Consider the following 25,924-nt stretch of genomic DNA (forward strand, 5'->3'; position numbering starts at 1 on the left):
TGCGCCTGGTTACATGTAGCGATACCCTTCGAGTGCCGACGGCAGCCCGTGCACCGCAAAAAAGCCCAGCAGCAACGCGCACGCCGGTACCACCAGCCACCAGACACGCAACGGCATCGCCGGCAGCGGCTGGCGATATTCCACGGCCGCCAGGCACGAAGCGCAGACGAAGCAGGCCAGCATGCTGCCGGCAATGATGTCGGTCGGCCAATGCGCGCCCAGGTACACCCGCGACAACGCAATCGACAGCGCCGGAATGCTTGCCAGGATGACCCACACCAGGCGCATGCGCGGTGTCTGCCGACGCCCGGCGAGTATGGCCAGGCTCAGAAAGAAGGCAAAGGCTGCCGAGCTATGCCCGCTGGGCATGCTGAACGTGGTCAGCGGTTCGAGCAGCACGTCGGGCCGCTGCCGGGCGACCAGGTGTTTCAACGAGCCGTTGAGCAGCGCCGTGATCAGCATGGTCGCGCAGGCGAACAGCGCCTGACGCCATTGCCGGGTGATCAGCAGCAGCGCGGTGAGCAGTCCGGCCACCATGAACTGGGTGCGGAAATCACCGATGCGCGTGACCAGCACCACGAAGGTTTCCGCCGCCTCACTGCGATGCTCCTGGACCAGCGCCTTGAGGCCGTTGTCCAGCGCGCTCAGGTGCGGGAAGCCGAAGAACAGGGCAATTAGCATGATCAGCGAGGCGAGGGCAATGAGCAGCGTGCCGCGTCTGCGATCGCGCCAGGTGGCATGCAAGCTGAGCCCCATCAGCAGGGCGATGCAGGCTGCAACGATACCGGCCTGTGGCCAGAAGTCCTCGGGCAGCGGCAGGCGGAAAGCGGCGCCCGTCGCCCAGCCCGGCAGCAGATAGGCCACCGACCAACCGGCGGCCGCCACCAGGCTGACCAGGATGAAGCGCGGCAACGGCATTTCCAGCATGCCGGCGACCATGGGCAGCATCGGCCGCAGCGGGCCGATGAAGCGCCCGATCAGAAGGCTCGCCACGCCATAGCGATGGAAGTAGCCTTCTGCGGTTTCCAGCCATTGCGGGTGCGTGCGCAGCAGCGGCAGGCCACGGATGCTCTGTTGAAACCGTCGACCCAGGGCGTACGAGATGGCGTCGCCGAGAAGGCCGCCGGCATAGCCCAGCATCAGTGTCTCACTGAGCGACAACGCACCGTTGCCGGCCAGTACGGCCACAGCGAACAACACCACGGTGCCGGGTACGACGATGCCGGCGATCGCCAGGCATTCGATGCAGGCGATGGCGAAGATTGCCACCCCCAGCCACTGTGGATGCAGCGTCAGCCAGCCTGTCAGACTGTCCAGCCATTCGCCCATGAGTCAGGTTCCTTGAAAGATCGAAAAGTAGTCGCGGCCTTCTTGCTGGCCGCGACGCAGGGGGTTGCGTGTGCAGAAACGGGCGTAGCCGGCATCCACGAAGCGGTACGGCAGGTGTTCGTCGCGACCCAGGGGAATACCCAGGCGGGTGGTCTGCAGGATGTGCGGGACATCGGCGCCGACGTCGTCGACGAATAGCTGTTCAGTGTCGAAGCGCTGGGCGTCCCACACCGGTACCTTCAGCCCCAGGGCCTTGCACAGCAGGGTCTGCCCGGCGCACAGGCGCTGGGCCGGGCGCGGCAGGCCGCTGGCGTCGGGGTTGTTGAGCTGCATCCGGGCGAAGGCATCGTCGCCGGTGTGCGCGTCGAGCCAGGGGTAGGCGGACTTGATCAGCACCGCGTTGCCCGGACCTTGCGCGCTGAAGTTCAGCGAGTCGCCGCCACGGGCGTAGTACATATAGATGTGCCCGCCTTCGAGGAACAGCGCGCGGCGTTTGTGGGTATAACCCAGCGATGCATGGCTGCCGCGATCCGTGACGTAATACGCCTCGGTTTCGATGATGCGCGCCGACAACCAGTACGGACCCTGACGGTGGCGGATCACCTTGCCCAGCAATGCACGGGCGAGGGATTGCGCGTCGGTGTCGAAAAAGGCATCGGGCAACGGGTTGAACATAACGGGGTCCATTCGGTGTCGCGGTGGATGATAGCAATTGCACATCGGTGAGGCCCGCGGACATATGTTTAAAGAGGTGTTTTCGACCATCCGCCCGTCACCGCTGTTAGTGGGCGTACGTGACAGCTATAATCAGCCGCTTTCCTCTTTGCCAAGACCACAGAGACCATGACCGAGTCCGTTCTTGACTACATGACCCGCCTGGGTCGCGCTGCCCGTGAAGCCTCGCGGGTCATTGGCCGTGCCAGCACCGCGCAGAAGAATCGCGCCCTGCAGGCGGCGGCCAGTGCCTTGGACAGCGCCCGTGCCGAACTGGTTGCCGCCAACGAGCAGGATTTGGCAGCCGGTCGCGCCAATGGCCTGGACGCGGCCATGCTCGAGCGCCTGGCGCTGACCCCTGCGCGCATCGACGGCATGATCGTCGGCCTGCGCCAGGTGGCCAGCCTGCCGGATCCGGTCGGGGCGATCCGCGACATGAGCTACCGGCCCTCGGGCATCCAGGTCGGCAAGATGCGCGTGCCGCTGGGCGTGGTCGGCATCATCTACGAGTCGCGGCCCAACGTGACCATAGACGCGGCCAGCCTGTGCCTGAAGTCGGGTAACGCCACCATTTTGCGTGGCGGCTCCGAGGCCATCCACTCCAATCGTGCCATCGCCACCTGCATCCAGCGCGGCCTCGCCGAAGCCGGCCTGCCCGCCGCCGTGGTACAGGTCGTGGACACCACCGACCGCGCCGCGGTCGGCGCGCTGATCAGCATGCCCGAGTACGTCGATATCATCGTGCCAAGGGGCGGGCGAGGGCTGATCGAGCGGGTCAGTCGTGATGCCAAGGTGCCGGTGATCAAGCACCTGGACGGCATCTGCCACGTGTTCGTCGACGCTGGCGCCGACCTGGCCAAGGCGCAACGCATCGCTTTCAACGCCAAGACCTATCGCTACGGCATCTGCGGCGCCATGGAAACGCTGCTGGTCGACCAGTCGGTGGCGGCGAGTTTCCTGCCGCCGATGGCGGCGCAGTTCCGCGAGAAAGGCGTCGAGCTGCGCGGTTGCCCGCGCACCCGCGACCTGATCGAAGCCGTACCGGCCAGCGAAGAAGACTGGAACACCGAGTACCTGGCCGCCATCCTGTCCATTCGGGTGGTCGACGGCCTGGACGAGGCCATCGAACACATCAACCAGCATGGCTCCCATCACACCGATGCGATCGTCACCGAGCAGCAGGGCCATGCCCGTCGATTCGTTGCCGAAGTCGACTCCGCGTCCGTGATGGTCAACGCGCCGACCTGTTTCGCCGATGGTTTCGAATATGGCCTGGGTGCCGAGATCGGCATTTCCACCGACAAGATCCACGCCCGCGGCCCGGTGGGCCTCGAAGGCCTGACCTGCGAGAAATACGTGGTGATCGGCGATGGCCAGTTACGCGGCCAGGAGCCGGTCTGAGTTGACCGCACCGAACCGGCCCGGTCCCTACGCTGTACAATCGCGCACTGCACGTCGAATCGGCGTGCTGGGCGGTACCTTCGACCCGGTACACATCGGTCATCTGCGCGGCGCCGTGGAAGTGGTCGAGGCCCTGGGCCTGGACGATCTGCGATTGGTGCCCAGCGCCCGGCCGCCGCATCGCGACCAGCCGCAGGTATCGGCCGAGCAGCGTCTGGCCATGGTGCGGGCCGCAGTAGAGGGGCTGGCGCCCCTGACCGTGGATGACCGTGAACTGGCGCGCGACAAACCGTCGTACACCCTCGACACGCTGGTGTCGATGCGTGCCGAGCTCGACCCGCAGGACCAGTTGCTCCTGCTGCTGGGGTGGGATGCCTTTTGTGGCTTGCCCTCCTGGTACCGCTGGGAAGAACTGCTGCAACACTGCCACATCGTCGTGTTGCAGCGACCTGATGCGGACACCGAGCTGCCGGATGCCTTGCGCAACCTGGTGGCGGCGCGTTCCATCAGCGACCCGCAAGCCCTCAAGGGGGCCTGCGGGCAGATTACTTTCGTCTGGCAGGCACCGCTCGCGGTGTCGGCCACCCAGATCCGTCAACTGCTGGCCAGCGGCAAGTCGGTACGTTTCCTGGTGCCCGACGCAGTATTGGCCTACATCGAGGCGCACGGGCTGTACCGTGCGTCCAATTGAACTGAACGAGTTTTTTTATGAGCAATAAGCAAGCAATCCCCGCTGAAGAAATCGTCGAGCTGACCCAGCTCGCCCTCGAAGACGTCAAGGCTCAGGACATCCTGGTCATCGACGTGCGTGACAAGAACAGCATCACCGACTTCATGGTGATCGCCACCGGTACCTCCAACCGCCAGATCAGCGCCATGCGCGAAAAGGTGCGCGAGCTGGTCAAAGCCAAGGGCGTCAAGCCGCTGGGCGAAGAAGGCGCGGGCGACAGCGACTGGGTGCTGCTGGACCTGGACACCGTCGTGGTGCACATGATGACCGCTGCCGCGCGCCAGTTCTACGACCTGGAACGCCTGTGGCAGGGTGCCGAGCAGAGCCGTGCCGCCAGCGCCGCGCACCACACCCCTGGCAACCAGGCTCTTAACGACCAAGAGTAGCCTGGGCCATGCGTCTGCGTCTGATCGCGGTGGGTTCGCGCATGTCCAAGTGGGTGGAAGAAGGCTGGCATGAATATGCCAAGCGTCTGCCCGCCGAGCTGGCACTGGACCTGGTCGAAATCCCGCTCAATACCCGCGGCAAGAATGCCGACGTGGCCCGCTTTATCCGCCAGGAAGGCGAAGCGATGCTGGCCAAGGTCGGTCCGGGGGAGCGCATCGTTACCCTGGAAGTGCACGGCAAGCCCTGGAGCACCGAGCAGTTGGCGGTGGAACTGGATCGCTGGCGCCTGGACTCGCGCACGGTGAACTTCATGGTCGGTGGCCCCGAGGGGCTGGCGCCGGAAGTCTGCGCCCGTGCCGAGCAGCGCTGGTCGCTGTCGCCGCTGACCTTGCCTCACCCGCTGGTACGGATACTTATCGGTGAACAGCTGTATCGCGCCTGGACCGTGCTGTCCGGGCACCCTTATCACAAATAGGCCGTAAACCAGCCGATGTCCCAGCCGATTCGCCTCAAGGACCATGAGAAAGACGCGCGCACCGTGCGCAGCCGCGTCGTGGTCGGTGCAGCGGCCATCCTGGTTCTCATCTGCGTGCTGATCGCGCGCCTGTATTTCCTGCAGGTGATCCAGTACGAATATCACTCCACGCTTTCGGAGAACAATCGGGTGCATGTGCAGCCGATACCCCCCACCCGTGGGCTGATCTTCGACCGCAACGGCGTGGTCGTGGCCGACAACCGCCCCAGCTTCAGCCTGAGCATGACCCGCGAACGCTCCGGTGACTGGCGTCAGGTACTCGATACCATTGTCGAGGTGCTGGAGCTCAGCGACGAAGACCGGCAGCTGTTCGAGCGTCGCATGAAGCAGGGCCGCCGGCCGTTCGAACCGGTACCGATCCTCTTCGAACTCAACGAAGAGCAGATCGCCCGGGTCGCGGTGAACCAGTTTCGCCTGCCGGGTGTGGAGGTGGTCGCGCAGTTGGTACGGCATTACCCGCAGGGGGCGCATTTCGCGCACTCGGTGGGCTATGTCGGGCGCATCAACGAGAAGGAGCTCAAGACCCTGGATCCGGTGGACTACAGCGGCACGCACCATATCGGCAAGACCGGCATCGAGCGCTTCTACGAGCCGGAACTGCACGGCACGGTGGGCTACGAGGAAGTCGAGACCAACGCTCGCGGTCGCGTGCTGCGGGTGCTCAAGCGCACCGATCCGAAACCGGGCAAGGACATCGTCCTGAGCCTGGACATCAAGTTGCAGGAAGCCGCCGAAGAGGCGCTGGGCGGCCGTCGCGGCGCGATCGTGGCGATGGACCCGCGCACCGGGGAGGTGCTGGCAATGGTCAGCCAGCCCAGCTTCGACCCCAACCTGTTCGTCACCGGCATCGGTTTCCAGGCCTATGCCGACCTGCGCGATTCCATCGACCGGCCGCTGTTCAACCGTGTGTTGCGCGGCCTGTATCCGCCCGGCTCGACGATCAAGCCTGCGGTGGCGATCGCCGGGCTGGACTCAGGCGTGATCAATGCCGGGTCGCGGGTGTTCGACCCAGGCTTCTATCAACTGCCCAACTACGACCATAAATACCGCAACTGGAACCGCACAGGCGATGGCTGGGTAGACCTGGACACCGCCATCATGCGTTCCAACGACACCTATTTCTATGACCTGGCGCACAAGCTGGGCATCGACAAGCTGGACAACTACATGGGCCAGTTCGGCATCGGCCAGAAGGTTTCGCTGGACATGTTCGAAGAGTCGCCGGGCCTGATGCCCTCGCGCGAATGGAAACGCAAGACCCGCCGGCAAGCCTGGTTCCCCGGCGAAACGCTCATTCTGGGCATTGGTCAGGGCTACATGCAGGCCACGCCGCTGCAACTGGCCCAGGCCACCGCCCTGGTCGCCAACAAGGGCAAGTGGAACCGCCCGCGGCTGGCGCGCACCATCGAAGGCGTGCCGCCGGTGGACGAGAATCCGGTGCCCGACATCGTGCTGCGCAATCCGTCCGACTGGGCCAAGGTCACCCACGGCATGGAGCAGGTCATGCAGGGTGCCCGCGGTACCGCGCGCAAGGCTGCCATCGGTGCCAAGTACCGAATCGCCGGCAAGTCCGGTACGGCCCAGGTCGTCGCCATTCGCCAAGGCGAGAAGTACGACCGCAGCAAGGTCCAGGAGCGCCATCGCGACCATGCCTTGTTCGTCGGCTTCGCGCCCGCGGACAACCCGCGCATCGTGGTCTCGGTCATGGTCGAGAACGGCGAGTCCGGCTCGGGCGTGGCGGCGCCGGTGGTGCGCCAGATCATGGACGCCTGGCTGCTCGGCCCCGACGGCCAGTTGAAACCCGAATACGCCAGCGCCACGGGCGCGGAGATCACCGCCCTTGAAGAGTAATTTCGACCGCATCCTCTCCAGTGAGGATGTGATGCGTCGCCGCGCAACATTTTTGCAGCGCATTCACATCGACGGCCCGTTGCTGATCCTGCTGCTGACCCTGGCGGCGGGCAGCCTGTTCGTCCTCTATTCGGCCAGCGGCAAGAACTGGGACCTGCTGATCAAGCAGGCCACGTCCTTCGGCCTGGGCCTGGTGTCGATGTTCGTCATCGCCCAGCTCGAACCGCGTTTCATGGCGCGCTGGGTGCCCCTGGCCTACGTGACCGGGGTGATACTGCTGGTGGTAGTGGACGTCATGGGCCACAACGCCATGGGCGCCACGCGCTGGATCAACATCCCCGGGGTCATCCGCTTCCAGCCCTCGGAGTTCATGAAGATCATCATGCCGGCGACCATCGCCTGGTACCTGGCCAAGCGGACCCTGCCGCCGACCCTCAAGCACGTGGTGGTGAGCCTGGCCCTGATAGGCATTCCCTTTGCGCTGATCGTGCGCCAGCCAGACCTCGGCACGTCACTGCTGATCCTGGCTTCCGGCTCCTTCGTGCTGTTCATGGCCGGGCTGCGCTGGCGCTGGATCGCCAGCGTGCTGGCAGCGGCGGTGCCGGTGGCGGTCGGCATGTGGTTCTTCATCATGCACGACTACCAGAAGCAGCGGATCCTGACCTTTCTCGACCCGGAGAGCGACCCGCTGGGTACCGGCTGGAACATCATCCAGTCCAAGGCGGCGATCGGTTCGGGTGGCGTGTTCGGCAAGGGCTGGCTGCTGGGCACCCAGTCGCACCTGGACTTCCTCCCCGAAAGCCACACCGACTTCATCATCGCGGTGCTCGGCGAGGAGTTCGGCCTGGTCGGTATCTGCGCGCTGCTGTTGATCTATCTGCTGCTGATCGGCCGTGGGCTGGTGATCACCGCGCAGGCCCAGACCCTGTACGGAAAGTTGCTCGCCGGCAGCTTGACCATGACTTTTTTTGTTTACGTTTTCGTCAATATCGGTATGGTCAGTGGCCTGCTGCCGGTGGTGGGGGTGCCGTTGCCTTTCATTAGCTACGGCGGAACTTCGCTGGTGACCCTGCTGTCAGCGTTTGGCGTTTTGATGTCGATCCACACCCATCGCAAGTGGATCGCACAGGTTTGAATAAGGTGAGCAATTGCATGCAAGTAATGCGTAGCTGGGCAGCTCGGAACGTTCCCTGGATCGGCCTGATGGGCCTGTTGGGGTCGGCACAGCATGCCAGCGCCGGCGACTACGGTGGCTCGCCCCAGGTGACCCAGTTCATTGGTGAAATGACCCGCGACTATGGCTTCGCCAGCGAGCAGTTGAACGAAGTGTTCAGGGAAGTCGAGCGCAAGCAGTCGATTCTGGACGCGATCTCGCGTCCCGCCGAACGGGTCAAGCCGTGGAGCGAGTATCGGCCGATGTTCATCACCGATGCGCGCATCGCCCGCGGCGTGGATTTCTGGCGCCAGCACGAAGCGGTGCTGGCCCGTGCGGAACGCGAATACGGCGTACCGGCGCAGGTCATCGTCGCGATCATCGGTGTCGAAACCTTCTTTGGTCGCAACACCGGCAATTTCCGGGTGATCGACGCGTTGTCTACCTTGAGCTTCGATTACCCGCCACGCGCGGCATTCTTCCGCAAGGAGCTGCGCGAGTTCTTCCTGCTGGCCCGCGACGAACAGCTCGACCCACTGACCCTCAAGGGTTCGTACGCCGGCGCCATGGGCCTGCCGCAGTTCATGCCCAGCAGCTTCCGCGCCTACGCGGTGGATTTCGACGGCGACGGTCACATCAACATCTGGACCAACCCCGATGACGCCATCGGCAGTGTTGCCAGCTATTTCAAGGAGCATGGCTGGGTGGCCGGTCAACCGGTGGTCAGCCGTGCCGGCGTTTCCGGCCCGCAGGTCGACGACGGCTTGAGCCCGGGCATCGACCCGGTCAAGAATGTCGGGCAGTTGCGGGCGCTGGGCTGGTCGAGTCATGATGCGCTACGCGATGACCTGCCGGTGACCGCCTTTCGCCTGCAGGGCGCCGAGGGCCCGGAATATTGGCTGGGCCTGAAGAATTTCTATGCAATCACTCGCTATAACCGCAGTGTGATGTACGCCATGGCTGTGCACCAACTGTCGGAATCGCTGGTTCAAGCACGGGGCGTCAAGTAATGCGGGCAATGCCGATACATACATCCTCCGCCATCGCGGCCTGCGCGGCCTTGGGCCTGCTGCTCGCCAGTTGCTCATCGACGCCGCCGCCGTCGCGTACCGTGAAGCAGTCCGGCCCGACCGTCAAAGCCATGCCTGGGCTGAACATCAACCGGGCACACAAGGACGGCGCGCCGTGGTGGGACGTCGACGTGTCGAAGATTCCCGACGCCGTGCCCACCCTGCACACCGGACCGTACAAGGCCAATCCCTACACGGTATTGGGCAAGACCTACTTTCCGATTGCCGAGTCGCGTCAGTATCAGGCGACCGGCACGGCGTCATGGTACGGCACCAAGTTCCATGGCCAGAACACCGCCAACGGTGAGGTCTACGACCTGTATGGCATGAGCGCGGCGCACAAGACCCTGCCGCTGCCCAGCTATGTACGCGTGACCAACCTGGACAACAGCCGCAGCGTGGTGCTGCGGGTCAATGATCGCGGGCCGTTCTACTCCGACCGCATCATCGACCTGTCCTATGCCGCGGCGAAAAAGCTGGGCTACGCCGAAACGGGTACGGCGCGGGTACGTGTCGAAGGTATCGACCCGCAGGAATGGTGGGCGCAGCGCGGCCGTCCGGCGCCACTGGTGCTCAACCAGGGCCCGGTGGTGGCGCAGGCCCGGCCCAACATCACGCCGTCGGCTGGTACGGTCGAGCAATACACGCCGCCGCCGCAGCAACACGCGGTCGCCACGCTGCCGGTGCAGATGGACGCAAAAAAAAACGGTTCTGCACAAGCGTCTGGCCTGTATCTCCAGGTGGGAGCGTTCGCCAACCCCGACGCTGCGGAGCTGCTGCGTTCCAAGCTGAGCTCGATGGTGAGCGCGCCGGCTTTCACCAGCCAGATCGCCGTCAACCAGCAGACGTTCTATCGGGTACGCCTGGGACCGATCAATTCCCAGGGTGAAGCCCAGCAGATTCAGGACAACGTGCGCATGGCCAATCTTGGCGTGCCCAAATTGGTGACACTGGATTGAACCGCGCCGCCTGCGGGCGGCGCTGCAATGAGCGCCCGGCAACGGGCGTGCGACACCGGGCCGCCGCCCACAACAAGACTGCCCGCAAGGGCATGTGCCCATCAGCAATTTCGAGAGACGGATGAACATCACCACACTTGCCAAACGCCTGTGCCTGCTTGTACCGCTGATCATCGCCCCTGCCGCTTGGGCGGCAGATCAGATGATGCCAGCGCCGCCGCAACTGGCTGCCAAATCCTACGTGCTGATGGAAGCTTCCAGCGGTAACGTGCTGGTTGAAAACAACGGCGACCAGCGTCTGCCGCCAGCCAGCCTGACCAAACTGATGACCGCGTACATCGCGACCCTGGAAATCCGTCGTGGCCAGATCGGCGAGAACGACCCGGTCACCGTCAGCGAAAACGCCTGGCGCACCGGCGGTTCGCGGATGTTCATCAAGGTCGGTACCCAGGTATCGGTCAGCGACCTGCTGCACGGCATCATCATCCAGTCGGGCAACGACGCTTCGGTGGCGCTCGCCGAGCACATCGCCGGCAGCGAAGACGCCTTCGCCGACATGATGAACACCACGGCTGGCAAGCTGGGCATGACCAACAGCCACTTCATGAACCCGACCGGCCTGCCGAACCCCGAGCATTACTCCACGGCCCACGACATGGCGGTACTGGCCCGTGCCATCATTCACGAAGACCCGGCTCACTATGCGATCTACTCGCAGAAGGAGTTCTTCTGGAACAACATCAAGCAGCCCAACCGCAACCTGCTGCTGTGGCGCGACAAGACCGTCGACGGCCTGAAGACCGGCCATACCGAAGAAGCCGGCTACTGCATGGTGTCCTCGGCCGTACGTGACGGCATGCGCCTGATCGCCGTGGTCTTCGGCACCAACAGCGAGCAGGCCCGCGCTGCCGAAACCCAGAAGCTGCTGACCTACGGCTTCCGCTTCTATGAAACCCAGACCTTCTACCAGAAGGGCACCGAGCTGGCCAAGGCACCGGTGTGGAAAGGCGACATCCGCGAAATCAAGGCCGGCCTGGCCGAAGACCTGACCATGACCCTGCCCAAGGGCCAGTTGAAGAACCTGGCTGCGAGCATGACCATGAATCCACAGCTGACCGCGCCTATCGCCAAGGGCGACGTGATCGGCAAGGTCGAAGTGAAGAACGGTGACAAGATCGTTCAGACCACCGACCTGATCGCGCTGGACGATGTACAGGAAGGTGGTATTTTCCGCCGCGTATGGGATAGCGTTCGTCTATTCTTCTACGGCTTGTTCAACTGATATCGCGACCGCGCGCCCTCGCCTTTGCAACAGGCGAGGGCGTTGTCGTTTTCACGGTTTACCCGAGGCCGTCATCGCCATGACCGATACCGAAGTAAAAGAGCCGAAAATCGAATTTCCCTGCGCCGACTACCCGATCAAGATCATCGGCGATACCGGTGTGGGCTTTCGCGACACGGTGGTGCAGATCGTCGAAAAGCACGCAGCCGTCAATCACGACAAGAATGCCGAGCGCCAGAGCAGCAACGGTAACTACACCACGTTGCAGCTGCATATCCTGGCCACCGGCCAGGAGCAGCTCTACAACATCAACAGTGAGCTGCGCGCCACCGGCATCGTCAAAATGGTGCTGTGATGCCGCAATGCCTGGGGTTTCGCGAACTCGGCCCGTTGCCTTACGAGCCGGTATGGCACGCGATGCAGCGGTTCACCGACCAGCGCGATTCAGAGACTGCCGATGAGGTCTGGCTGGTCCAGCACCCGGCCGTGTTCACCCAGGGCCAGGCCGGCAAGGCCGAGCATCTGCTGGTGCCCGGCGAGATCCCGGTGGTGCAGGTCGACCGCGGCGGCCAGGTGACCTACCACGGTCCCGGGCAGTTGGTCGTGTACCTGTTGCTGGACGTGCGCCGGCTGGGCTACGGGGTGCGAGAGCTGGTCACTCGCATGGAGCACACCCTGATCGATCTGCTGGCCTCCTACCGCGTGCAGGCTGCCGCCCGTGCGGATGCACCCGGGGTGTACGTGGAAGGGGCGAAGATCGCGTCGCTGGGCTTGCGTATCCGCCGCGGTTGTTCGTTCCATGGGCTGGCGTTGAACGTCGACATGGACCTTGCGCCGTTCCGGCGGATAAATCCATGTGGATATGCCGGCCTGCCGATGACGCAGATGTGCGATCATGTCGCACCCCTTGAATTTGCCGAGGTCAGTGCAAGGCTGCGAGCGCAGCTGGTCAAGCACCTCGACTATGTTGAGCAGACGACCCTTACGGGCGGAATCGACTGATATGACTACCGCGACAGAAGCTGTGCAAACGCTGATCCCCCTGCAGAACCTCGCCGAGGGTGCGCCCAAGGCCAATGCGCCACGGCCCAGGGTCGAGGCGGGCGTCAAGCTGCGCGGTGCCGAAAAGGTCGCGCGCATCCCGGTAAAGATCATCCCCACCGAAGAGCTGCCGAAGAAGCCCGACTGGATCCGGGTACGCATCCCGGTGTCTCCCGAGGTCGACCGGATCAAGCAACTGCTGCGCAAGCACAAGCTGCACAGTGTCTGCGAAGAAGCCTCCTGCCCCAACCTGGGTGAATGCTTCTCCGGTGGTACCGCGACTTTCATGATCATGGGTGACATCTGCACCCGCCGATGCCCGTTCTGCGACGTCGGCCATGGTCGCCCCAAGGCACTGGATGCCGACGAGCCGATGAACCTGGCCGTGGCCATCGCCGACCTGCGCCTCAAGTACGTGGTGATCACCTCGGTGGACCGTGACGACCTGCGCGACGGCGGTGCCCAGCACTTCGCCGACTGCCTGCGGGAAATCCGCAAGCTGTCGCCGGGCGTGCAGCTGGAAACCCTGGTCCCCGACTACCGTGGGCGCATGGACGTGGCCCTGGCCATTACCGCGCAGGAGCCGCCGGATGTGTTCAACCACAACCTGGAAACCGTGCCGCGCCTGTACAAGGCTGCGCGCCCTGGTTCTGACTACCAGTGGTCGCTGACCCTGCTGCAGAAGTTCAAGGAGCTGGTGCCTCACGTGCCGACCAAGTCGGGCCTGATGCTGGGTCTGGGCGAGACCGACGAGGAAGTGATCGAGGTGATGCAGCGCATGCGCGAGCACAACATCGACATGCTGACCCTGGGCCAGTACCTCCAGCCTTCGCGCAGTCACCTGCCGGTACAGCGCTTCGTGCATCCGGACATCTTTGCCTGGTTCGCCGAAGAGGGCCACAAGATGGGCTTCAAGAACGTCGCCTCCGGGCCGTTGGTGCGTTCCTCGTACCACGCCGATCAGCAGGCGCACGAAGCCAAGATCAAGCTTTGATCGACTAGATCATGTGGGCGCGGGGCGAGTGGCGAGCCATCTGCCCGTGAAGCGCGTCCACGCGCTGCATAGCCTGAGGGCAGGGCGCGCCGCTCGTTCCTGCCTGGATTGAGAATTTCGACCATGCGATTACCCCCACGCCTGCCCGACCACGGCACGATCGCCTTGATCGCGCCCGCCGGTCCCATCGAGCTGGACGTAGAGGCAGCCTGTGCCTGGGGCCGCGCGCGTGGCTATACGCTGCGCATCTACCCCGGTGTCGCGCTGGCTCAGGGTTACCTGGCCGGCAGCGATGAAGCCCGTGTGCAAGACCTTCACGACGCTTTCGCCGACCCCGAGGTAGACGCCGTTCTTTGCCTGCGCGGTGGCTATGGCACCCCCCGCCTGCTAGACAAGATCGACTTCGCGCTGCTGGCGCGACACCCCAAGCCATTGGTTGGCTACAGCGATATCACCGCGCTGCATCTGGCCATCGCTCGCCACGCCCGGTTCGTCACCTTCCATGGGCCACTGTTCAAGGCCGATCTGCTGACGCAGAAGCGAGCGCCTACCGAATCTTCGCTGTGGCAGGCGCTGCGTGGCGAGATCGGCGCAGGTGACCTGCTGCGTCATCCGCCCGAGTGGCCGTTGACCACGGTAGTGCCGGGGCAGGCCCAGGGTTGCTTGATGGGCGGTAACCTGGCCATGATCAGTGCCACGCTCGGCACGCCGTACGAGCTTCCCGGTGATGGCATCGTGCTGTTCATCGAAGACGTCAACGAGCCCTTGTACCGCGTGGATCGCTTTCTGACTCACCTGCGTCTGGCAGGCAAGCTGAAGGGCGTGCAGGGCGTGATCGTTGGAGACTTCGCCGGAATCGCTGTCGAGCAGATGACCCCGTTGCTGCTCGAGACGTTCCAGGCCGAGGGTATCCCGGTCCTGGCTGGCTGGCGCAGTGGCCACTGCGACCCGAACCTGACCTTGCCGTTTGGCGTGCAGGTCAGGCTGGATGCCACTGCGCAGCAGGTCTGGCTGGAGCAGGATGTGGTGGCCTAGGCGAGGCCTGGGCCACCCGTGCAGGTCAGCGCGCTCACTGTTGCGTACGCAGCGCCTCGAGCAGCTTGTGGGTCGGGTACCCGTCGGCTGGCCAGCCCATGGCTTGCTGGGCACTGCGGATGGCCTTGCGGGTATTGGCACCGATGATGCCGTCCGCAGCGCCAGCATCGTGGTTGCGTGCGCTCAACAGGCTCTGCAGCTCGATGCGTTCGGTGCGCGTAAGTGGCATGTCATCCTTGGGCCAGGTGCCTTGGATGTAGCCCGACCCCTGCAGGCGCTGCGCCAGGAGGCTTACGCCCAACGCGTAGGACGAGGAATTGTTGTACTTGAGGATCGCGCGGAAATTGTCGAAGACCAGGAAGGCCGGGCCCCGGTAGCCCGCCGGCAGAAGCAGCGCTGCTGCGGCATTTTCGCTGCCCGCCGGGACTGTGCCGCCGGGCATCGCCGCAACGCCCAGGCGCTGCCATTCGCTGACCGGCCTGCGGCTGTTGCCGTCGGCCAGGGCGTAGTCGAAGCCCTCGGGCAGGCGCACTTCCAGCCCCCACGTCTGGCCGCTCTGCCAGCCCGAACTCTGCAGGTAGTGGGCGGTGGAGGCGAGGGCATCGGCGGCGCTGTTCCAGATGTCGCGCCGGCCATCGCCGTCGAAGTCCACGGCATGGGAATTGTAGGTGGTGGGAATAAACTGCGTCTGGCCCATGGCACCGGCCCACGAACCCAGCATGCGGTCGGGCTGGATGTCGCCGTTCTGCAGGATCTGCAACGCCGCCAGCAGCTGGCTCTGGGCGAATTCGGGGCGACGGCCTTCGTAGGCCAGGGTCGCCAATGAGCGGATTACCGATTTGTCACCCTGGATCTGGCCGAAGCTGCTTTCCATGCCCCATACGGCAACCAGTACCTGGCGTTCGACGCCGTAGCGCTGTTCGATGCTCGAGAGCACGTCGGCGTACTGCTCGAGCATGGCCTGACCACGGCGCAGGCGGGTCGGGGAGATCGCCCCGTCGAGGTATTCCCATACCGGGCGGCTGAATTCGGGCTGGCTGCGATCGGCCTTGATCACGCTCATGTCCGGTGTGACGCCCTCGAAGGCGCGGTCGAACAGCTGCGCGTCGACGCCGCTGCGCAGGGCTTGCTGACGAAAGCCCTGCTGCCATTCGGCGAATGTCTGGGTGGGCAGCACCGGAGTGTCGACGCTGCTCGGCGCGGGCGCCATGGGTACCGGCAACGCAGGCTGGACGATGTGGGCGGGCAGGGTATCGGCGACGGTGGGTTTTTCCGCGCAGGCAACCAGCAAGGCCAGGCAGGTAGTCACGGCGAACTGGCGCATGGGCCAGCCTGAGGTACGACGAGAAGACATTCACAAGTCCAGGGCTTTCGGGGCAGAGGCAAACCTTAACATGCCAGCCGAATCAGTAGCATGGGTTTAGCCTTGTCAGCGATCACCCCGACAGACCGCAGTGCAGCTTTCGCGGCCACGGACCGCTCCTACGGGGATCACGGTCACCCTGTAGGAGCGGTCATCGGCCGCGAAGGGTTCGGCGCGGTTGACCAGCCATACCGCCCGCCGCTTTCGCAGACACACCGCAGGTCACCTGTGGGAGCGGGCGCTGCTATTCTGCGGGCAGGCTCAGCCGTTGGCCGGCCATCAGCAACGACAACCGCGACAGGCCTATCCATACCGACCCAGGCGCCTGGCCCTTGATCTGCGCGTCGATGCGCTGCGCATCCTGCAGCAGCTGTGCCCAGCGCAGCGCCGAATGCCGCTGCAGAGCCTTGCTCATCAATGGCTTGCGCTTGTCCCACACTGGCGGACGGGCCTGGCTGAAGGCCTTGTCCAACGGTACGCCCTGGCTGTACTGCTGCGACAGGCTGGCCAGCAAGCGCAGCTCACGGGCCAGCGCCCAGAGAATGACGGGTGGCTCGACACCCTCGCCACGCAGCCCTTCGAGCATGCGCAAGGCGTGTTCGGCCTGGCCGTTGAGGATCGCGTCGATAAGGCCGAACACGTCGAATCGGGCGCTGTCGGCAACCGCCGATTGCACCGTCTCCAGGGTAATCTGATTGCCCTCGGCGAGCAGCTTGAGTTTCTCGATTTCCTGCGCCGCCGCCAACAGGTTGCCTTCCACCCGAGCGGCGATCAGCTCGACCGCATCCGGTTGCGCAGCCAGCCCAGCCTGGGCCAGGCGCTGGCGGATCCACTGCGGCAACTGCTGCGCATCGACCGGCCAGATCTGCACGAACTGGGTCTGCGCGCCCTCCACCAGCGCCTTGCCCCACTTGGTTTTCTGCGCACTGCCGTCCAGTTTGGGCAGGCTGATCAACAGCACGGTATCTTCGGCAGGCCGCGAGCAATACTCGATCAGCGCTGCAGCGCCCTTGTCGCCTGGCTTGCCCGACGGCAGGCGCAGTTCCAGCAGGCGTCGCTCGGCGAACAGCGACAGGCTGGCGCCGGCCTGCAGCAGCGTGCCCCAATCGAAATTGTTGTCGGCGCTGAACACCTGGCGCTCGTCGAAGCCCTGCTGGCGCGCCGCCGCGCGAATGGCGTCGGCCGCCTCCTGACAGAGCAGCGGATCGTCGCCACTCACCACGTAGACGGGCGCGAGCGGCCCTTGCAGGTGCTTGCCGAGTTGGGCGGGGCTGATCTTCATGGACGCATCGACAGGATTCAAATCTTCACGGGGGCAATGACAGCGAAAAGGGCGCCTGAGCGCCCTTGTCTGCCTTACTGGTTGGGAATCTGGATCGGCGACTGCTGTGGCGTCGAATCCATCACGCGCTGAGCTTCGGCAGCAGCGTCGGCTTCAGCCTTGGCACGGGCGTTGGCGTCCACCTGGAGCTTTTCCAGCTGTGCAGGGGTGATCTGCTGCAGACGCAGCATCATGCGCTGCACCAGTTCGTTGCGCATTTCACGGCGCACCTGGCTCGCCTCCTGATCGGAGCCGGTCAGGTTGTTGCCGTCGTGAACGTAAACCTTCTGCACTTCGAGCTTGTCGTTGAGCAGCGTCAGGTTGTTCTGCCCGCGGATCTCGTACTGCAGCGTGTTGCTCAACTCGTACTCGGACGAGCGCGCCGAACCGCTGTAGCTGGCCGTGCGCTGGTCGCCACGCTCGTCCACCAGGTCCAGGGTGTATGGAGCGCCGCTGGCCACGTTGACGCCGCTGCCCTGCAGCGCCTTGCGCAGTTGCACCACGGTCTGGCCGTAGGCGTCGCGGGCAGTGAGGTTGAGTTCCTTGATGGCCAGCTGGTTGGTGCCGGTACCCCGGAGCTGGAAACCACAGGCGCTCAGCAGGACAGCCAGGCCCATAACCAGCAGATTGCGTTTGATCATCTTGTTGCTCCCTTGAAACCTTGTTGGCTGTGGCGTGCTTGACGGGCGCCCGATGAAACGGGCGCCGGTCGATCAGCTGGCGACGATGTTGACCAGTTTACCCGGTACGACGATGACCTTGCGGATGGTCAGGCCGTCGGTGAAACGCAGCACGTTCTCGTTGACCCGTGCGGCGGCTTCGATCTCTTCGCGGCTGGCGCTGGCAGGCATGTCGATCTGCCCACGCAGCTTGCCGTTGACCTGGATGACCAGCTGCAGGCTGTCCTGCACCAGCGCCGATTCGTCCAGCGTCGGCCAGTTGGCGTCGATCACGGCGTCTGTGTGGCCCAGTTGCTGCCACAGCTCATGGCTGATGTGCGGAGTGATCGGCGCCAGCAGCAAGGTCACGGCTTCCAGGCCCTCGTGCAGCAAGGCACGGTCCTGGTCGGTGGCCTGCGGGGCTTTTTCCAGCACGTTCATCAGGGTCATCACCTGGGCGATGGCCGTGTTGAACTTGTGGTTCTGGCCCACGTCCTGGCTGGCCTGCTTGATCGCCAGGTGAATGGCGCGGCGAATGGCCTTCTGCTCGTCATCGAGCGCGGCGACGTCGAGGGGCGCGTGCGAACCCTGGCCAACATGGGCCTGGGCCAGACGCCAGACGCGCTTGAGGAAGCGGTGCGAGCCTTCCACGCCGGAGTCGGACCATTCCAGGCTCATGTCGGGTGGCGAGGCGAACATCATGAACAGGCGGCAGGTGTCGGCGCCGTACTGGTCGATCATCGATTGCGGGTCGACGCCGTTGTTCTTCGACTTGGCCATCTTCTCGGTGCCGCCGATTTCCACCGGCAGGCCGTCGCTGATGAGCTTGGCCGAGATGATCTTGGCCTTGGCATCGCGTACCAATTCGACGTCGGCCGGGTTGAACCAGGTCTTGCTGCCGTTGGCTTCGAGACGGTAGTAGGTTTCGGCGATGACCATGCCCTGAGTGAGCAGGTTCTTGAACGGCTCGTTGGAGCTGACCAGGCCTTCGTCGCGCATCAGCTTGTGGAAGAAGCGTGCGTACAGCAGGTGCAGGATCGCGTGCTCGATACCGCCGATGTACTGGTCCACGGGCAGCCAATGGTTCGCCGCTGCGGGGTCGACCATGCCGCCTTCATAATGCGGCGATGCGTAGCGGGCGAAGTACCAGGACGATTCCACGAAGGTGTCCATGGTGTCGGTTTCGCGCTTGGCCGGCGCGCCGCATTTTGGACAGCTGCACTCGTAGAACTGGGGCATGCGCGCCAACGGCGAACCGGCGCCATCGGGGACGACGTCTTCGGGCAACACGACCGGCAGTTGATCTTCCGGGACCGGCACGTCGCCGCAGGCGTCGCAGTGCACGATCGGAATCGGGCAGCCCCAGTAGCGCTGGCGGCTGATGCCCCAGTCGCGCAGGCGGAACTGGGTACGCGACTTGCCCAGGTCCTTCTTGATCAAGGCCACTTCGATGGCATCGAAAGCGCCTTCGAAATCGAGCCCGTCGAAGTCGCCGGAGTTGATCAGCGGACCGTGCTCGTTGTAGGCAGCCAGCCACGGCGCAGGCGTCAGGTCGCCTGCGCTGGTGCGCACCACCGGCTTGATCGGCAGGTCGTACTTCAAGGCGAACTCGAAGTCGCGCTCGTCGTGGGCCGGCACGGCCATGACCGCGCCGTCGCCGTAGTGCATCAGTACGTAGTTGGCGACCCAGACTGGCAGCTTCTCGCCACTGAGCGGGTGCTCGACGAACAGCGTGGTCGGCATCCCGCGTTTTTCCTGGGTGGCCACGTCGGCCTCGGCCACGCTGCCGCTCTTGCACTCGTCGATGAACGCCTGCAGCGCAGAATCGGAGCGTGCTGCCAGGGTGGCCAGGGGGTGCTCCGCAGCGACGGCCACGTAGGTGGCGCCCATCAGCGTGTCGGGACGGGTGGTGAAAACCTTCAGCGTGCCGGCTTCGCCAATGGAGGCCTGGTGGTAAGGGAACTGGACTTCCATGCCCTTGGACTTGCCGATCCAGTTGCGCTGCATGGTCTTGACCTGTTCCGGCCAGCCCGGCAGTTCGTCGAGGCTTTCCAGCAGCTCATCGGCGTATGCAGTGATCTTGAAGTAGTACATCGGTATTTCGCGCTTCTCGATCAGCGCGCCCGAACGCCAGCCACGACCGTCGATGACCTGCTCGTTGGCCAGTACCGTCTGGTCGACCGGGTCCCAGTTCACGGTGCCGTTCTTGCGGTAGATCACGCCTTTTTCGAACAGGCGGGTGAACAGCCACTGCTCCCAGCGATAGTAGTCGGGCTTGCAGGTGGTGACTTCGCGCGACCAGTCGATGGCCAGGCCCAGGCTCTTGAGCTGGGTCTTCATGTAGGCGATGTTTTCGTAGGTCCACTTGGCCGGCGCGACGTTGTTCTTCATGGCCGCGTTTTCCGCCGGCATGCCGAACGCATCCCAGCCCATCGGCTGCAGGACGTTCTTGCCCTGCATGCGCTGGTAGCGCGCGATCACGTCGCCGATGGTGTAGTTGCGCACGTGCCCCATGTGCAGTTTGCCGCTGGGGTAGGGGAACATCGACAGGCAGTAGTACGTGTCCTTGCCTGGCTGTTCACTCACTTCAAAAGACTTCTTCGCATCCCAGAAAGACTGGGCGGCGGCTTCGATTTCGCGGGGCTGATAGAGTTCGTGCATGGCTACTTTGCGCTGAGAAATGGGTGACCTTATCCGGCAGCTGCTAAATAGGCTGAGCCTGTTGGCAAGGTACGATGATATTAAACGCCGTAGCATACATGACCCCCCTCTATCGAGGGAAACCTTGATTGCAGCTGCCGGGAAGTGGCAGGCACTTGACGCATTCCGTTGGTCGCTGCAACCGGCTGATTTTCCAGCCAGCGCTAAGCTGATGAAGCAAAGAACGTTTTTTCTCAAGTGAGGTGAGCGAATGCTGGAGCCGCCTATCAAAGCCACGCAGCCCGATGTCTACGAGCGACTCATCGACCGCTTGGGGCTAGCCCTGGATGTGGCCCGCACTGCGGTGCGCCTGCGCGATGAAAAACCTGCGGAACTGGAGTTGCGCGGTTTGAGCCGGGCCGAATACGAACTGATCGATGCCTACCTGCAAGCCTGTGGCGAACGCGTCTGCGTCGAGCCCCAGGCTCCGGCTCCGGCCCCGGTCGCGCCTGCGCTGAAGCCGTCGGCGAAAGTGTACTGGCTGCACGAGCACGATCGGCGCCGTTCGCCAATCGGCAAGCACGGTCACGGGTATTCGGGAAAGTCGTGACGGCAGTTGTTCGTCATCGTGGCAACCCTTAGGCTTCGGGCATCTTCTGGAGATGCCCGATGTTTTCCCGCTTTGTGCTCAAACAGCTGTTATTGCCCCCCGGTATCTTTCTCGTCCTATTGTTGGCCGGCTGGTGGCTGCGCCGTCGTTGGCCGCGCCTGGCCGGGGCCTGTTTCGTGGTCGGGCTGGGCGGGCTGTGGTTGATGAGCCTGCCGGTGGTGGTGCAGGGTGCGGCCGGCTGGCTGGAAGACCAGCCGGCACTGCCTGTGCAAGCGTGGAGCAGCCTGGCGCAGCGTGCCGACGCCATCGTCATTCTCGGCGCCGGTCGCGAGCGCGGCGACCCGGCCTGGGACGGCATCGACCAGCCCACCGGCGTCGCGCTCGAGCGGGTTCGCTATGCGGCGCGGCTGGCCAAGGCATCCGGGTTGCCGGTGCTGACGTCCGGAGGCTTGCACTTCGGCTCGCCGCCCAGCGAAGCGTGGATCATGGCGCAGTCGTTGCGCGACGATTTCGGCACTTCCGCGCGCTGGATGGAAGAGCGCAGCCGCACGACCTGGGAGAACGCCCGGTTCAGCGCCGAACTGCTTGCCCAGCATGGCATCAAGCGTGTGGTGGTGGTGACCCAGGCCTGGCACATGCAGCGCTCGCGCTGGAGCTTCGAGCAGAACGGGTTGGAAGTGGTGCCGGCACCGGTGGGGTTCCTGGGCGCCGACAATGCAAGGCCGCTGGGAGGCTGGCTGCCTGAGAGCAAAGCCATCTGGCAGAACGGCCAGCTGCTCAACGAGGCGGTGGGGTTGGTTGGGTACAAGATGTTTTATCGGTGATCTTGAGGGCCTCTTCGCGGGCAGAGGGCTCGCCGCCCGCCCCGCGCCCACAAAGAACGGGCTACAACACGAACCGGTGGGAGCGGCCTCTGCCCGCGAAGAGGCCAGCACAAACGCCATCAAACCCTGCCAGCAGCCCTTCTACGCAGCAACGCCCAACCCAGCAGCAATACGCACACTACTGTCATCGGCCACGAGCGCAGCAATAGATAAGGCGTCAAACCCTGCATGGGCGTCACCTCCCCATACAGCACCGCCTCTTCGAACTGCGGCACCTGAGTGGTGATGCTGCCGAACGGATCGATCAGCGCCGTGACCCCATTGTTGGTAGCGCGAATCATCCAGCGCCCGGCCTCCAGCGCGCGCATCTGCGCCATCTGCAGGTGTTGCAGCGGACCTATCGAGGTGCCGAACCAGGTGTCGTTGCTGATCGTCAGCAGCAGGTCGCTGCGCGCAGCCATGCTCGCCGCCAATTCCGGATACACCACTTCGTAGCAGATGAACGGCGCGATCCGATACCCCTTGGCCTGCAGCAACGGCTGGTCGGCCGGGCCGCGGGCGAAGTCGGACATGGGCAGGTCGAAAAACGCGATCAGGCCGCGCAGCAGATCCTGCAAGGGCACGTATTCACCGAAGGGTACGAGCTTCTGCTTGCGATACAGGCCTTCGCCTTCACCCACCACGGTGATGCCGTTATAGAACCGGCGCTGCCCGTCCTCGACCTGGCGAATGGGGACGCCGGTGATCAACGCCGAATGACGGTCGCTGGCAAACCGGCCCATCACGGCCAGATAGCCCTGGGCCGAGTCCATGAGCACCGGCACCGCCGTTTCCGGCCAGACGATGATATCCGCCGGCTTGGAGGCGAATGTCTTGTCGCGGTACAGCTGCAGTTGATGGTCGACCGCTTCGGGGTTCCATTTGATGCTCTGGGCAATGTTGCCCTGCACTGCGGCCACCGTGAGTGGCTCGCCCGCGGGTGCCGTCCACCCGTGCCCCTTGAATGCCAGGCCCAACAGCCAGGGCGCCAGCAGCAGGATCACGCCTGCGGCCAACAACGGCTTGCGCTCGCGCAGGCGCGACAGGTTGCACAACAGCGCTGCGCTCAGGGCCAGGGCAAAGGACACCAGCCACATGCCGCCCATGGGTGCAAGGCCGGCGAGCGGGCCGTGCAGCTGGCTGTAGCCACTGTAGAGCCAGGGAAAACCGGTCAGAAACCAGCCGCGGAACGCTTCCTGGCCCAGCCACAAGGCAGCGAAGGCAAGCGCGTCGGCCAATGGCGCATCGGTGCGCCGGAACCAACGCGCCCAGGCCCAGGCGGGCAGGGCGAAGAACAGTGCCACGGCGGCGACGAAGCCGAGCATCAGCAGCGCCGCCAGCACCACCGACGCACCGCCGTAGGTGTGGATGCTGACGTAGATCCAGCTGGTGCCGGCACCGAACAGGCCGAAGCCATAGCACCAGCCACGGCCCAGCGCCTGGCGTGGTTTCAACTCGCGCAGACCAAGGTAGAACAGGGCCAGCGAAAGCAGGGCCAGCGGCCAGATATCGAATGGGGCCAGGAACAGCGGGGTCAACCCGCCGGCCGCCATGGCCAGCAGGTTACCGGGCCAGCCGGGGCGGGTGATCCAGCGCATTATTTTCCTTAACGAGGAGTCTGGGCAGAGGCCTCAGCGAGCGATTGGCGTAAGGCGCAGCAAATGGATGCGGCGGCTGTCGGCATTGAGGATGCGAAAGCGATAGGCACCGATCTCGGTCGTCTCGTTGCGCTTGGGCAGATGGCCGAAGGCACTCATCACCAGGCCGCCGACGGTGTCGAATTCGTCGTCTGAGAACTGGCTTTCGAAGAACTCGTTGAAGTTCTCGATCGGCGTCAGCGCCTTGATCAGGAAGTCACCGCTGGGCAGCGGCTTGATGTAGCTGTCTTCCTCGACGTCGTGCTCGTCCTCGATGTCGCCGACGATCTGTTCCAGCACGTCCTCGATGGTCACCAGGCCCGCCACACCGCCGTATTCGTCGATGACGATGGCCATGTGATTGTGGTTGGCGCGGAACTCGCGCAGCAGCACGTTCAGGCGCTTGGACTCGGGCACGAAGGTGGCCGGACGCAGCAGGTCCTTGATATTGAAGTTCGCGTGGTCGTTCTGCAGGATCAGCGGCAGCAAGTCCTTGGCCAGCAGCACGCCGATCACGTCGTCGTGATTCTCGCCGACCACCGGGTAGCGCGAGTGCGCAGCGTCGATGACCGCGGGCAGGAATTCCTGCAGCGTCTGGGTGGACTTGATGCTGATCAGCTGCGAGCGCGGCACCATGATGTCGCGCACTTGCAGGTCGGCGACCTGGATGGCGCCTTCCACGATGGTCAATGCTTCGCTGTCCAGGAGCTTGTTCTGGTGCGCTTCGCGCAGCAGTTCCAGCAGTTCCTGGCGGTTCTTGGGCTCATGGGCAAAAGCCTGGGTCAGTTTACCCAACCATGACTTCTGCCCGTTGCTCGATCGATCTTCGCTCATAGCCCTTTACTCGTGATCCTTGCCAATTGCTTTGGTGGGGGTGTCGTCGACGTGTTCGTCGGCGGCATAGGGGTCCGGATGACCCAATTGTGCAAGCAACTCTCGTTCCAGTGCTTCCATTTCCTCGGCCTCATCGTCGTCGATGTGGTCGTAGCCCAGCAGGTGCAGGCAGCCGTGCATCACCAGATGCGCCCAGTGGGCGTCCAGGGCCTTGCCCTGTTCGGCGGCTTCGCGTTCCACCACCGGCACACAGATGACCAGGTCGCCCAGCAACGGGATGTCGAGCATCTCGTCCGGCACGTCCGCAGGGAATGAAAGCACGTTGGTTGCGTAATCTTTGTGACGATAGGTCAGATTCAGCTCGCGGCCTTCGGTTTCATCGACCAAGCGAATGGTCATCTCCGAATCGGCGCTGCGCTGGCGCAACGCCAGCTCGCACCAGCGGCGGAACTCGGCGTCGCTCGGGCCAGGCGCGGTGCTGGCCCGTTGCAGGTCAAGCTCAAGCATCGCGGCGTTTGTCCCCGGCCTCGTTGACGGTGGCGGGCTGGGCGTCGAAGCGCTCGTAGGCCTCGACGATGCGCTGCACCAGCGGGTGACGGACGACGTCCTTGGGCTTGAAGTGGGTGAAGCTGATGCCCGGTACGTCCTTGAGCACTTCGATGACCTGGCTCAGGCCCGACTTGGTGCCCTTGGGCAGGTCGACCTGGGTGATGTCACCGGTGATCACCGCCGTCGAGCCGAAACCGATCCGGGTCAGGAACATTTTCATCTGTTCCACGGTGGTGTTCTGGCTTTCATCGAGGATGATGAAGCTGTTGTTCAAGGTGCGTCCGCGCATGTAGGCCAGCGGCGCGATCTCGATGACCTGTTTCTCGATCAGCTTGGCGACGTGTTCGAAGCCGAGCATTTCGTAGAGCGCATCGTAGAGCGGGCGCAGGTAGGGATCGATCTTCTGCGCCAGGTCACCGGGCAGGAAGCCGAGCTTTTCGCCCGCTTCCACGGCAGGGCGCACCAGAAGAATGCGTCGGACCTGCTCGCGCTCGAGCGCATCGACGGCGGCGGCCACGGCCAGGTACGTCTTGCCGGTACCTGCCGGGCCGATCCCGAAGTTGATGTCGTTGCTCAGGATTTCCTTGACGTAGCGCTGCTGGTTCAAGCCGCGCGGCTTGATCATGCCCTTGCGGGTACGCAGCGCGACCGGGACTTCTCCGGACGCTGGATCGTCGAGTTCCTGGACCGCCGACTCCTGCAGGAACAGGTGGACCGTATCGGGGGACAGCTCGGTGGCCTTGGTTTCCCGGTACAGGCGGCGCAGCAGGTTTTCTGCTGAGCGCGTGTGTCGGGCGTCGCCGATCAGTTCGAACTGATTGCCACGGTTGCGGATTTCGATTTCCAGGCGCTGTTCGATCAAGCGCAGATGCTCGTCGAATTGCCCGCACAGGTTGGCGAAGCGGCGAGCCTCGAAAGGCTCGAGCAGGAAGCGATGTGGTTCGATAGGTGCGTTCAAGGTCGTATT

25 protein-coding genes are annotated in these 25,924 nt (G+C 64.1%); 15 read left to right on the plus strand and 10 right to left on the minus strand.

Annotation, left to right across the window (positions count from 1 at the left end; all coding sequences use genetic code 11):
- Positions 1 to 9: 9 nt before the first annotated feature.
- Both H7993_RS17365 and H7993_RS17370 read right to left on the minus strand, forming a co-directional pair.
- The gene (locus H7993_RS17365) at positions 10 to 1,329 is read right to left on the minus strand and encodes a bifunctional DedA family/phosphatase PAP2 family protein (protein ID WP_185795132.1); all 1,320 of its coding nucleotides are present in this window, start codon (positions 1,327 to 1,329) and stop codon (positions 10 to 12) included.
- Between the two features lie 3 nt (positions 1,330 to 1,332).
- On the minus strand, positions 1,333 to 2,004 hold the full coding sequence (locus H7993_RS17370) for a DNA-3-methyladenine glycosylase (protein ID WP_185795133.1): 672 nt from the start codon (positions 2,002 to 2,004) through the stop codon (positions 1,333 to 1,335).
- A gap of 168 nt (positions 2,005 to 2,172) precedes the next feature.
- Between H7993_RS17370 and H7993_RS17375 the strand changes: the two genes are divergently transcribed.
- From H7993_RS17375 to H7993_RS17435, 13 genes are all read left to right on the plus strand, one after another.
- Complete coding sequence (locus H7993_RS17375; protein WP_185795134.1) at positions 2,173 to 3,444, plus strand: glutamate-5-semialdehyde dehydrogenase; 1,272 nt, start codon at positions 2,173 to 2,175, stop codon at positions 3,442 to 3,444.
- A complete protein-coding gene (gene nadD, locus H7993_RS17380) occupies positions 3,413 to 4,135 on the plus strand; it encodes a nicotinate-nucleotide adenylyltransferase (protein WP_185795135.1) in 723 nt (240 codons plus the stop codon). The genes H7993_RS17375 and nadD overlap by 32 nt, the downstream gene beginning before the upstream one ends.
- A 17-nt stretch (positions 4,136 to 4,152) precedes the next feature.
- On the plus strand, positions 4,153 to 4,560 hold the full coding sequence (gene rsfS / locus H7993_RS17385) for a ribosome silencing factor (protein ID WP_122795466.1): 408 nt from the start codon (positions 4,153 to 4,155) through the stop codon (positions 4,558 to 4,560).
- A gap of 8 nt (positions 4,561 to 4,568) precedes the next feature.
- Positions 4,569 to 5,036, plus strand: a complete 468-nt coding sequence (rlmH, locus tag H7993_RS17390) for a 23S rRNA (pseudouridine(1915)-N(3))-methyltransferase RlmH (RefSeq protein WP_185795136.1) — start codon at positions 4,569 to 4,571, stop codon at positions 5,034 to 5,036.
- Between the two features lie 15 nt (positions 5,037 to 5,051).
- Positions 5,052 to 6,947 carry a penicillin-binding protein 2 gene (gene mrdA / locus H7993_RS17395; protein WP_122795465.1) on the plus strand — a complete coding sequence of 632 codons (1,896 nt, stop codon included), beginning with the start codon at positions 5,052 to 5,054 and terminating at the stop codon, positions 6,945 to 6,947.
- Positions 6,948 to 6,978: 31 nt separating this feature from the next.
- On the plus strand, positions 6,979 to 8,082 hold the full coding sequence (gene rodA / locus H7993_RS17400; protein ID WP_163007397.1) for a rod shape-determining protein RodA: 1,104 nt from the start codon (positions 6,979 to 6,981) through the stop codon (positions 8,080 to 8,082).
- 17 nt (positions 8,083 to 8,099) lie between these two features.
- Positions 8,100 to 9,110 carry a lytic murein transglycosylase B gene (mltB, locus tag H7993_RS17405; RefSeq protein WP_185795137.1) on the plus strand — a complete coding sequence of 337 codons (1,011 nt, stop codon included), beginning with the start codon at positions 8,100 to 8,102 and terminating at the stop codon, positions 9,108 to 9,110.
- Complete coding sequence (locus tag H7993_RS17410; RefSeq protein WP_122475531.1) at positions 9,110 to 10,129, plus strand: septal ring lytic transglycosylase RlpA family protein; 1,020 nt, start codon at positions 9,110 to 9,112, stop codon at positions 10,127 to 10,129. The genes mltB and H7993_RS17410 overlap by 1 nt, the downstream gene beginning before the upstream one ends.
- Before the next feature lie 121 nt (positions 10,130 to 10,250).
- Positions 10,251 to 11,411, plus strand: a complete 1,161-nt coding sequence (locus H7993_RS17415; protein WP_122475529.1) for a D-alanyl-D-alanine carboxypeptidase family protein — start codon at positions 10,251 to 10,253, stop codon at positions 11,409 to 11,411.
- 79 nt (positions 11,412 to 11,490) lie between these two features.
- Positions 11,491 to 11,766, plus strand: coding sequence for a DUF493 domain-containing protein (locus H7993_RS17420; RefSeq protein ID WP_122475527.1), 276 nt, complete (start codon positions 11,491 to 11,493; stop codon positions 11,764 to 11,766).
- Positions 11,766 to 12,413 carry a lipoyl(octanoyl) transferase LipB gene (gene lipB / locus H7993_RS17425; protein WP_185795138.1) on the plus strand — a complete coding sequence of 216 codons (648 nt, stop codon included), beginning with the start codon at positions 11,766 to 11,768 and terminating at the stop codon, positions 12,411 to 12,413. The genes H7993_RS17420 and lipB overlap by 1 nt, the downstream gene beginning before the upstream one ends.
- A gap of 1 nt (position 12,414) precedes the next feature.
- Positions 12,415 to 13,446 (plus strand): lipoyl synthase, encoded by a 1,032-nt coding sequence (lipA, locus tag H7993_RS17430; protein ID WP_122475523.1) that lies wholly within the window; start codon positions 12,415 to 12,417, stop codon positions 13,444 to 13,446.
- 123 nt (positions 13,447 to 13,569) lie between these two features.
- Complete coding sequence (locus H7993_RS17435; RefSeq protein ID WP_185795139.1) at positions 13,570 to 14,481, plus strand: S66 peptidase family protein; 912 nt, start codon at positions 13,570 to 13,572, stop codon at positions 14,479 to 14,481.
- A gap of 34 nt (positions 14,482 to 14,515) precedes the next feature.
- Here the strand turns inward: H7993_RS17435 and H7993_RS17440 are convergent, their stop codons facing one another.
- The 4 genes from H7993_RS17440 to leuS all read right to left on the minus strand — a co-directional run bounded on the left by H7993_RS17440 (position 14,516) and on the right by leuS (position 20,485).
- Positions 14,516 to 15,835 (minus strand): lytic murein transglycosylase, encoded by a 1,320-nt coding sequence (locus H7993_RS17440; protein ID WP_185795140.1) that lies wholly within the window; start codon positions 15,833 to 15,835, stop codon positions 14,516 to 14,518.
- 253 nt (positions 15,836 to 16,088) lie between these two features.
- On the minus strand, positions 16,089 to 17,126 hold the full coding sequence (holA, locus tag H7993_RS17445) for a DNA polymerase III subunit delta (RefSeq protein WP_185795141.1): 1,038 nt from the start codon (positions 17,124 to 17,126) through the stop codon (positions 16,089 to 16,091).
- Positions 17,127 to 17,200: 74 nt separating this feature from the next.
- On the minus strand, positions 17,201 to 17,806 hold the full coding sequence (locus H7993_RS17450; protein WP_122475517.1) for an LPS-assembly lipoprotein LptE: 606 nt from the start codon (positions 17,804 to 17,806) through the stop codon (positions 17,201 to 17,203).
- 72 nt (positions 17,807 to 17,878) lie between these two features.
- Complete coding sequence (gene leuS, locus H7993_RS17455; protein ID WP_185795142.1) at positions 17,879 to 20,485, minus strand: leucine--tRNA ligase; 2,607 nt, start codon at positions 20,483 to 20,485, stop codon at positions 17,879 to 17,881.
- Between the two features lie 250 nt (positions 20,486 to 20,735).
- Between leuS and H7993_RS17460 the strand changes: the two genes are divergently transcribed.
- Both H7993_RS17460 and H7993_RS17465 read left to right on the plus strand, forming a co-directional pair.
- A complete protein-coding gene (locus H7993_RS17460; protein WP_185795143.1) occupies positions 20,736 to 21,074 on the plus strand; it encodes a hypothetical protein in 339 nt (112 codons plus the stop codon).
- Positions 21,075 to 21,133: 59 nt separating this feature from the next.
- Positions 21,134 to 21,898: a YdcF family protein gene (locus tag H7993_RS17465; protein WP_185795144.1), complete on the plus strand. Its 765-nt coding sequence runs from the start codon at positions 21,134 to 21,136 to the stop codon at positions 21,896 to 21,898.
- Positions 21,899 to 22,017: 119 nt separating this feature from the next.
- Here the strand turns inward: H7993_RS17465 and lnt are convergent, their stop codons facing one another.
- From lnt to H7993_RS17485, 4 genes are read right to left on the minus strand one after another with little or no spacing between them, the layout of a single operon-like run.
- Positions 22,018 to 23,535 carry an apolipoprotein N-acyltransferase gene (gene lnt, locus H7993_RS17470; RefSeq protein WP_185795145.1) on the minus strand — a complete coding sequence of 506 codons (1,518 nt, stop codon included), beginning with the start codon at positions 23,533 to 23,535 and terminating at the stop codon, positions 22,018 to 22,020.
- 33 nt (positions 23,536 to 23,568) lie between these two features.
- The gene (locus tag H7993_RS17475; RefSeq protein WP_122475507.1) at positions 23,569 to 24,408 is read right to left on the minus strand and encodes a CorC family transporter; all 840 of its coding nucleotides are present in this window, start codon (positions 24,406 to 24,408) and stop codon (positions 23,569 to 23,571) included.
- Between the two features lie 6 nt (positions 24,409 to 24,414).
- Positions 24,415 to 24,915: an rRNA maturation RNase YbeY gene (gene ybeY / locus H7993_RS17480; RefSeq protein ID WP_185795146.1), complete on the minus strand. Its 501-nt coding sequence runs from the start codon at positions 24,913 to 24,915 to the stop codon at positions 24,415 to 24,417.
- Positions 24,908 to 25,915 (minus strand): PhoH family protein, encoded by a 1,008-nt coding sequence (locus tag H7993_RS17485; RefSeq protein ID WP_122475502.1) that lies wholly within the window; start codon positions 25,913 to 25,915, stop codon positions 24,908 to 24,910. The genes ybeY and H7993_RS17485 overlap by 8 nt, the downstream gene beginning before the upstream one ends.
- Positions 25,916 to 25,924 lie beyond the last annotated feature (9 nt).

This window comes from Pseudomonas baltica (genome assembly GCF_014235765.1).
Classification (GTDB): domain Bacteria; phylum Pseudomonadota; class Gammaproteobacteria; order Pseudomonadales; family Pseudomonadaceae; genus Aquipseudomonas; species Aquipseudomonas baltica.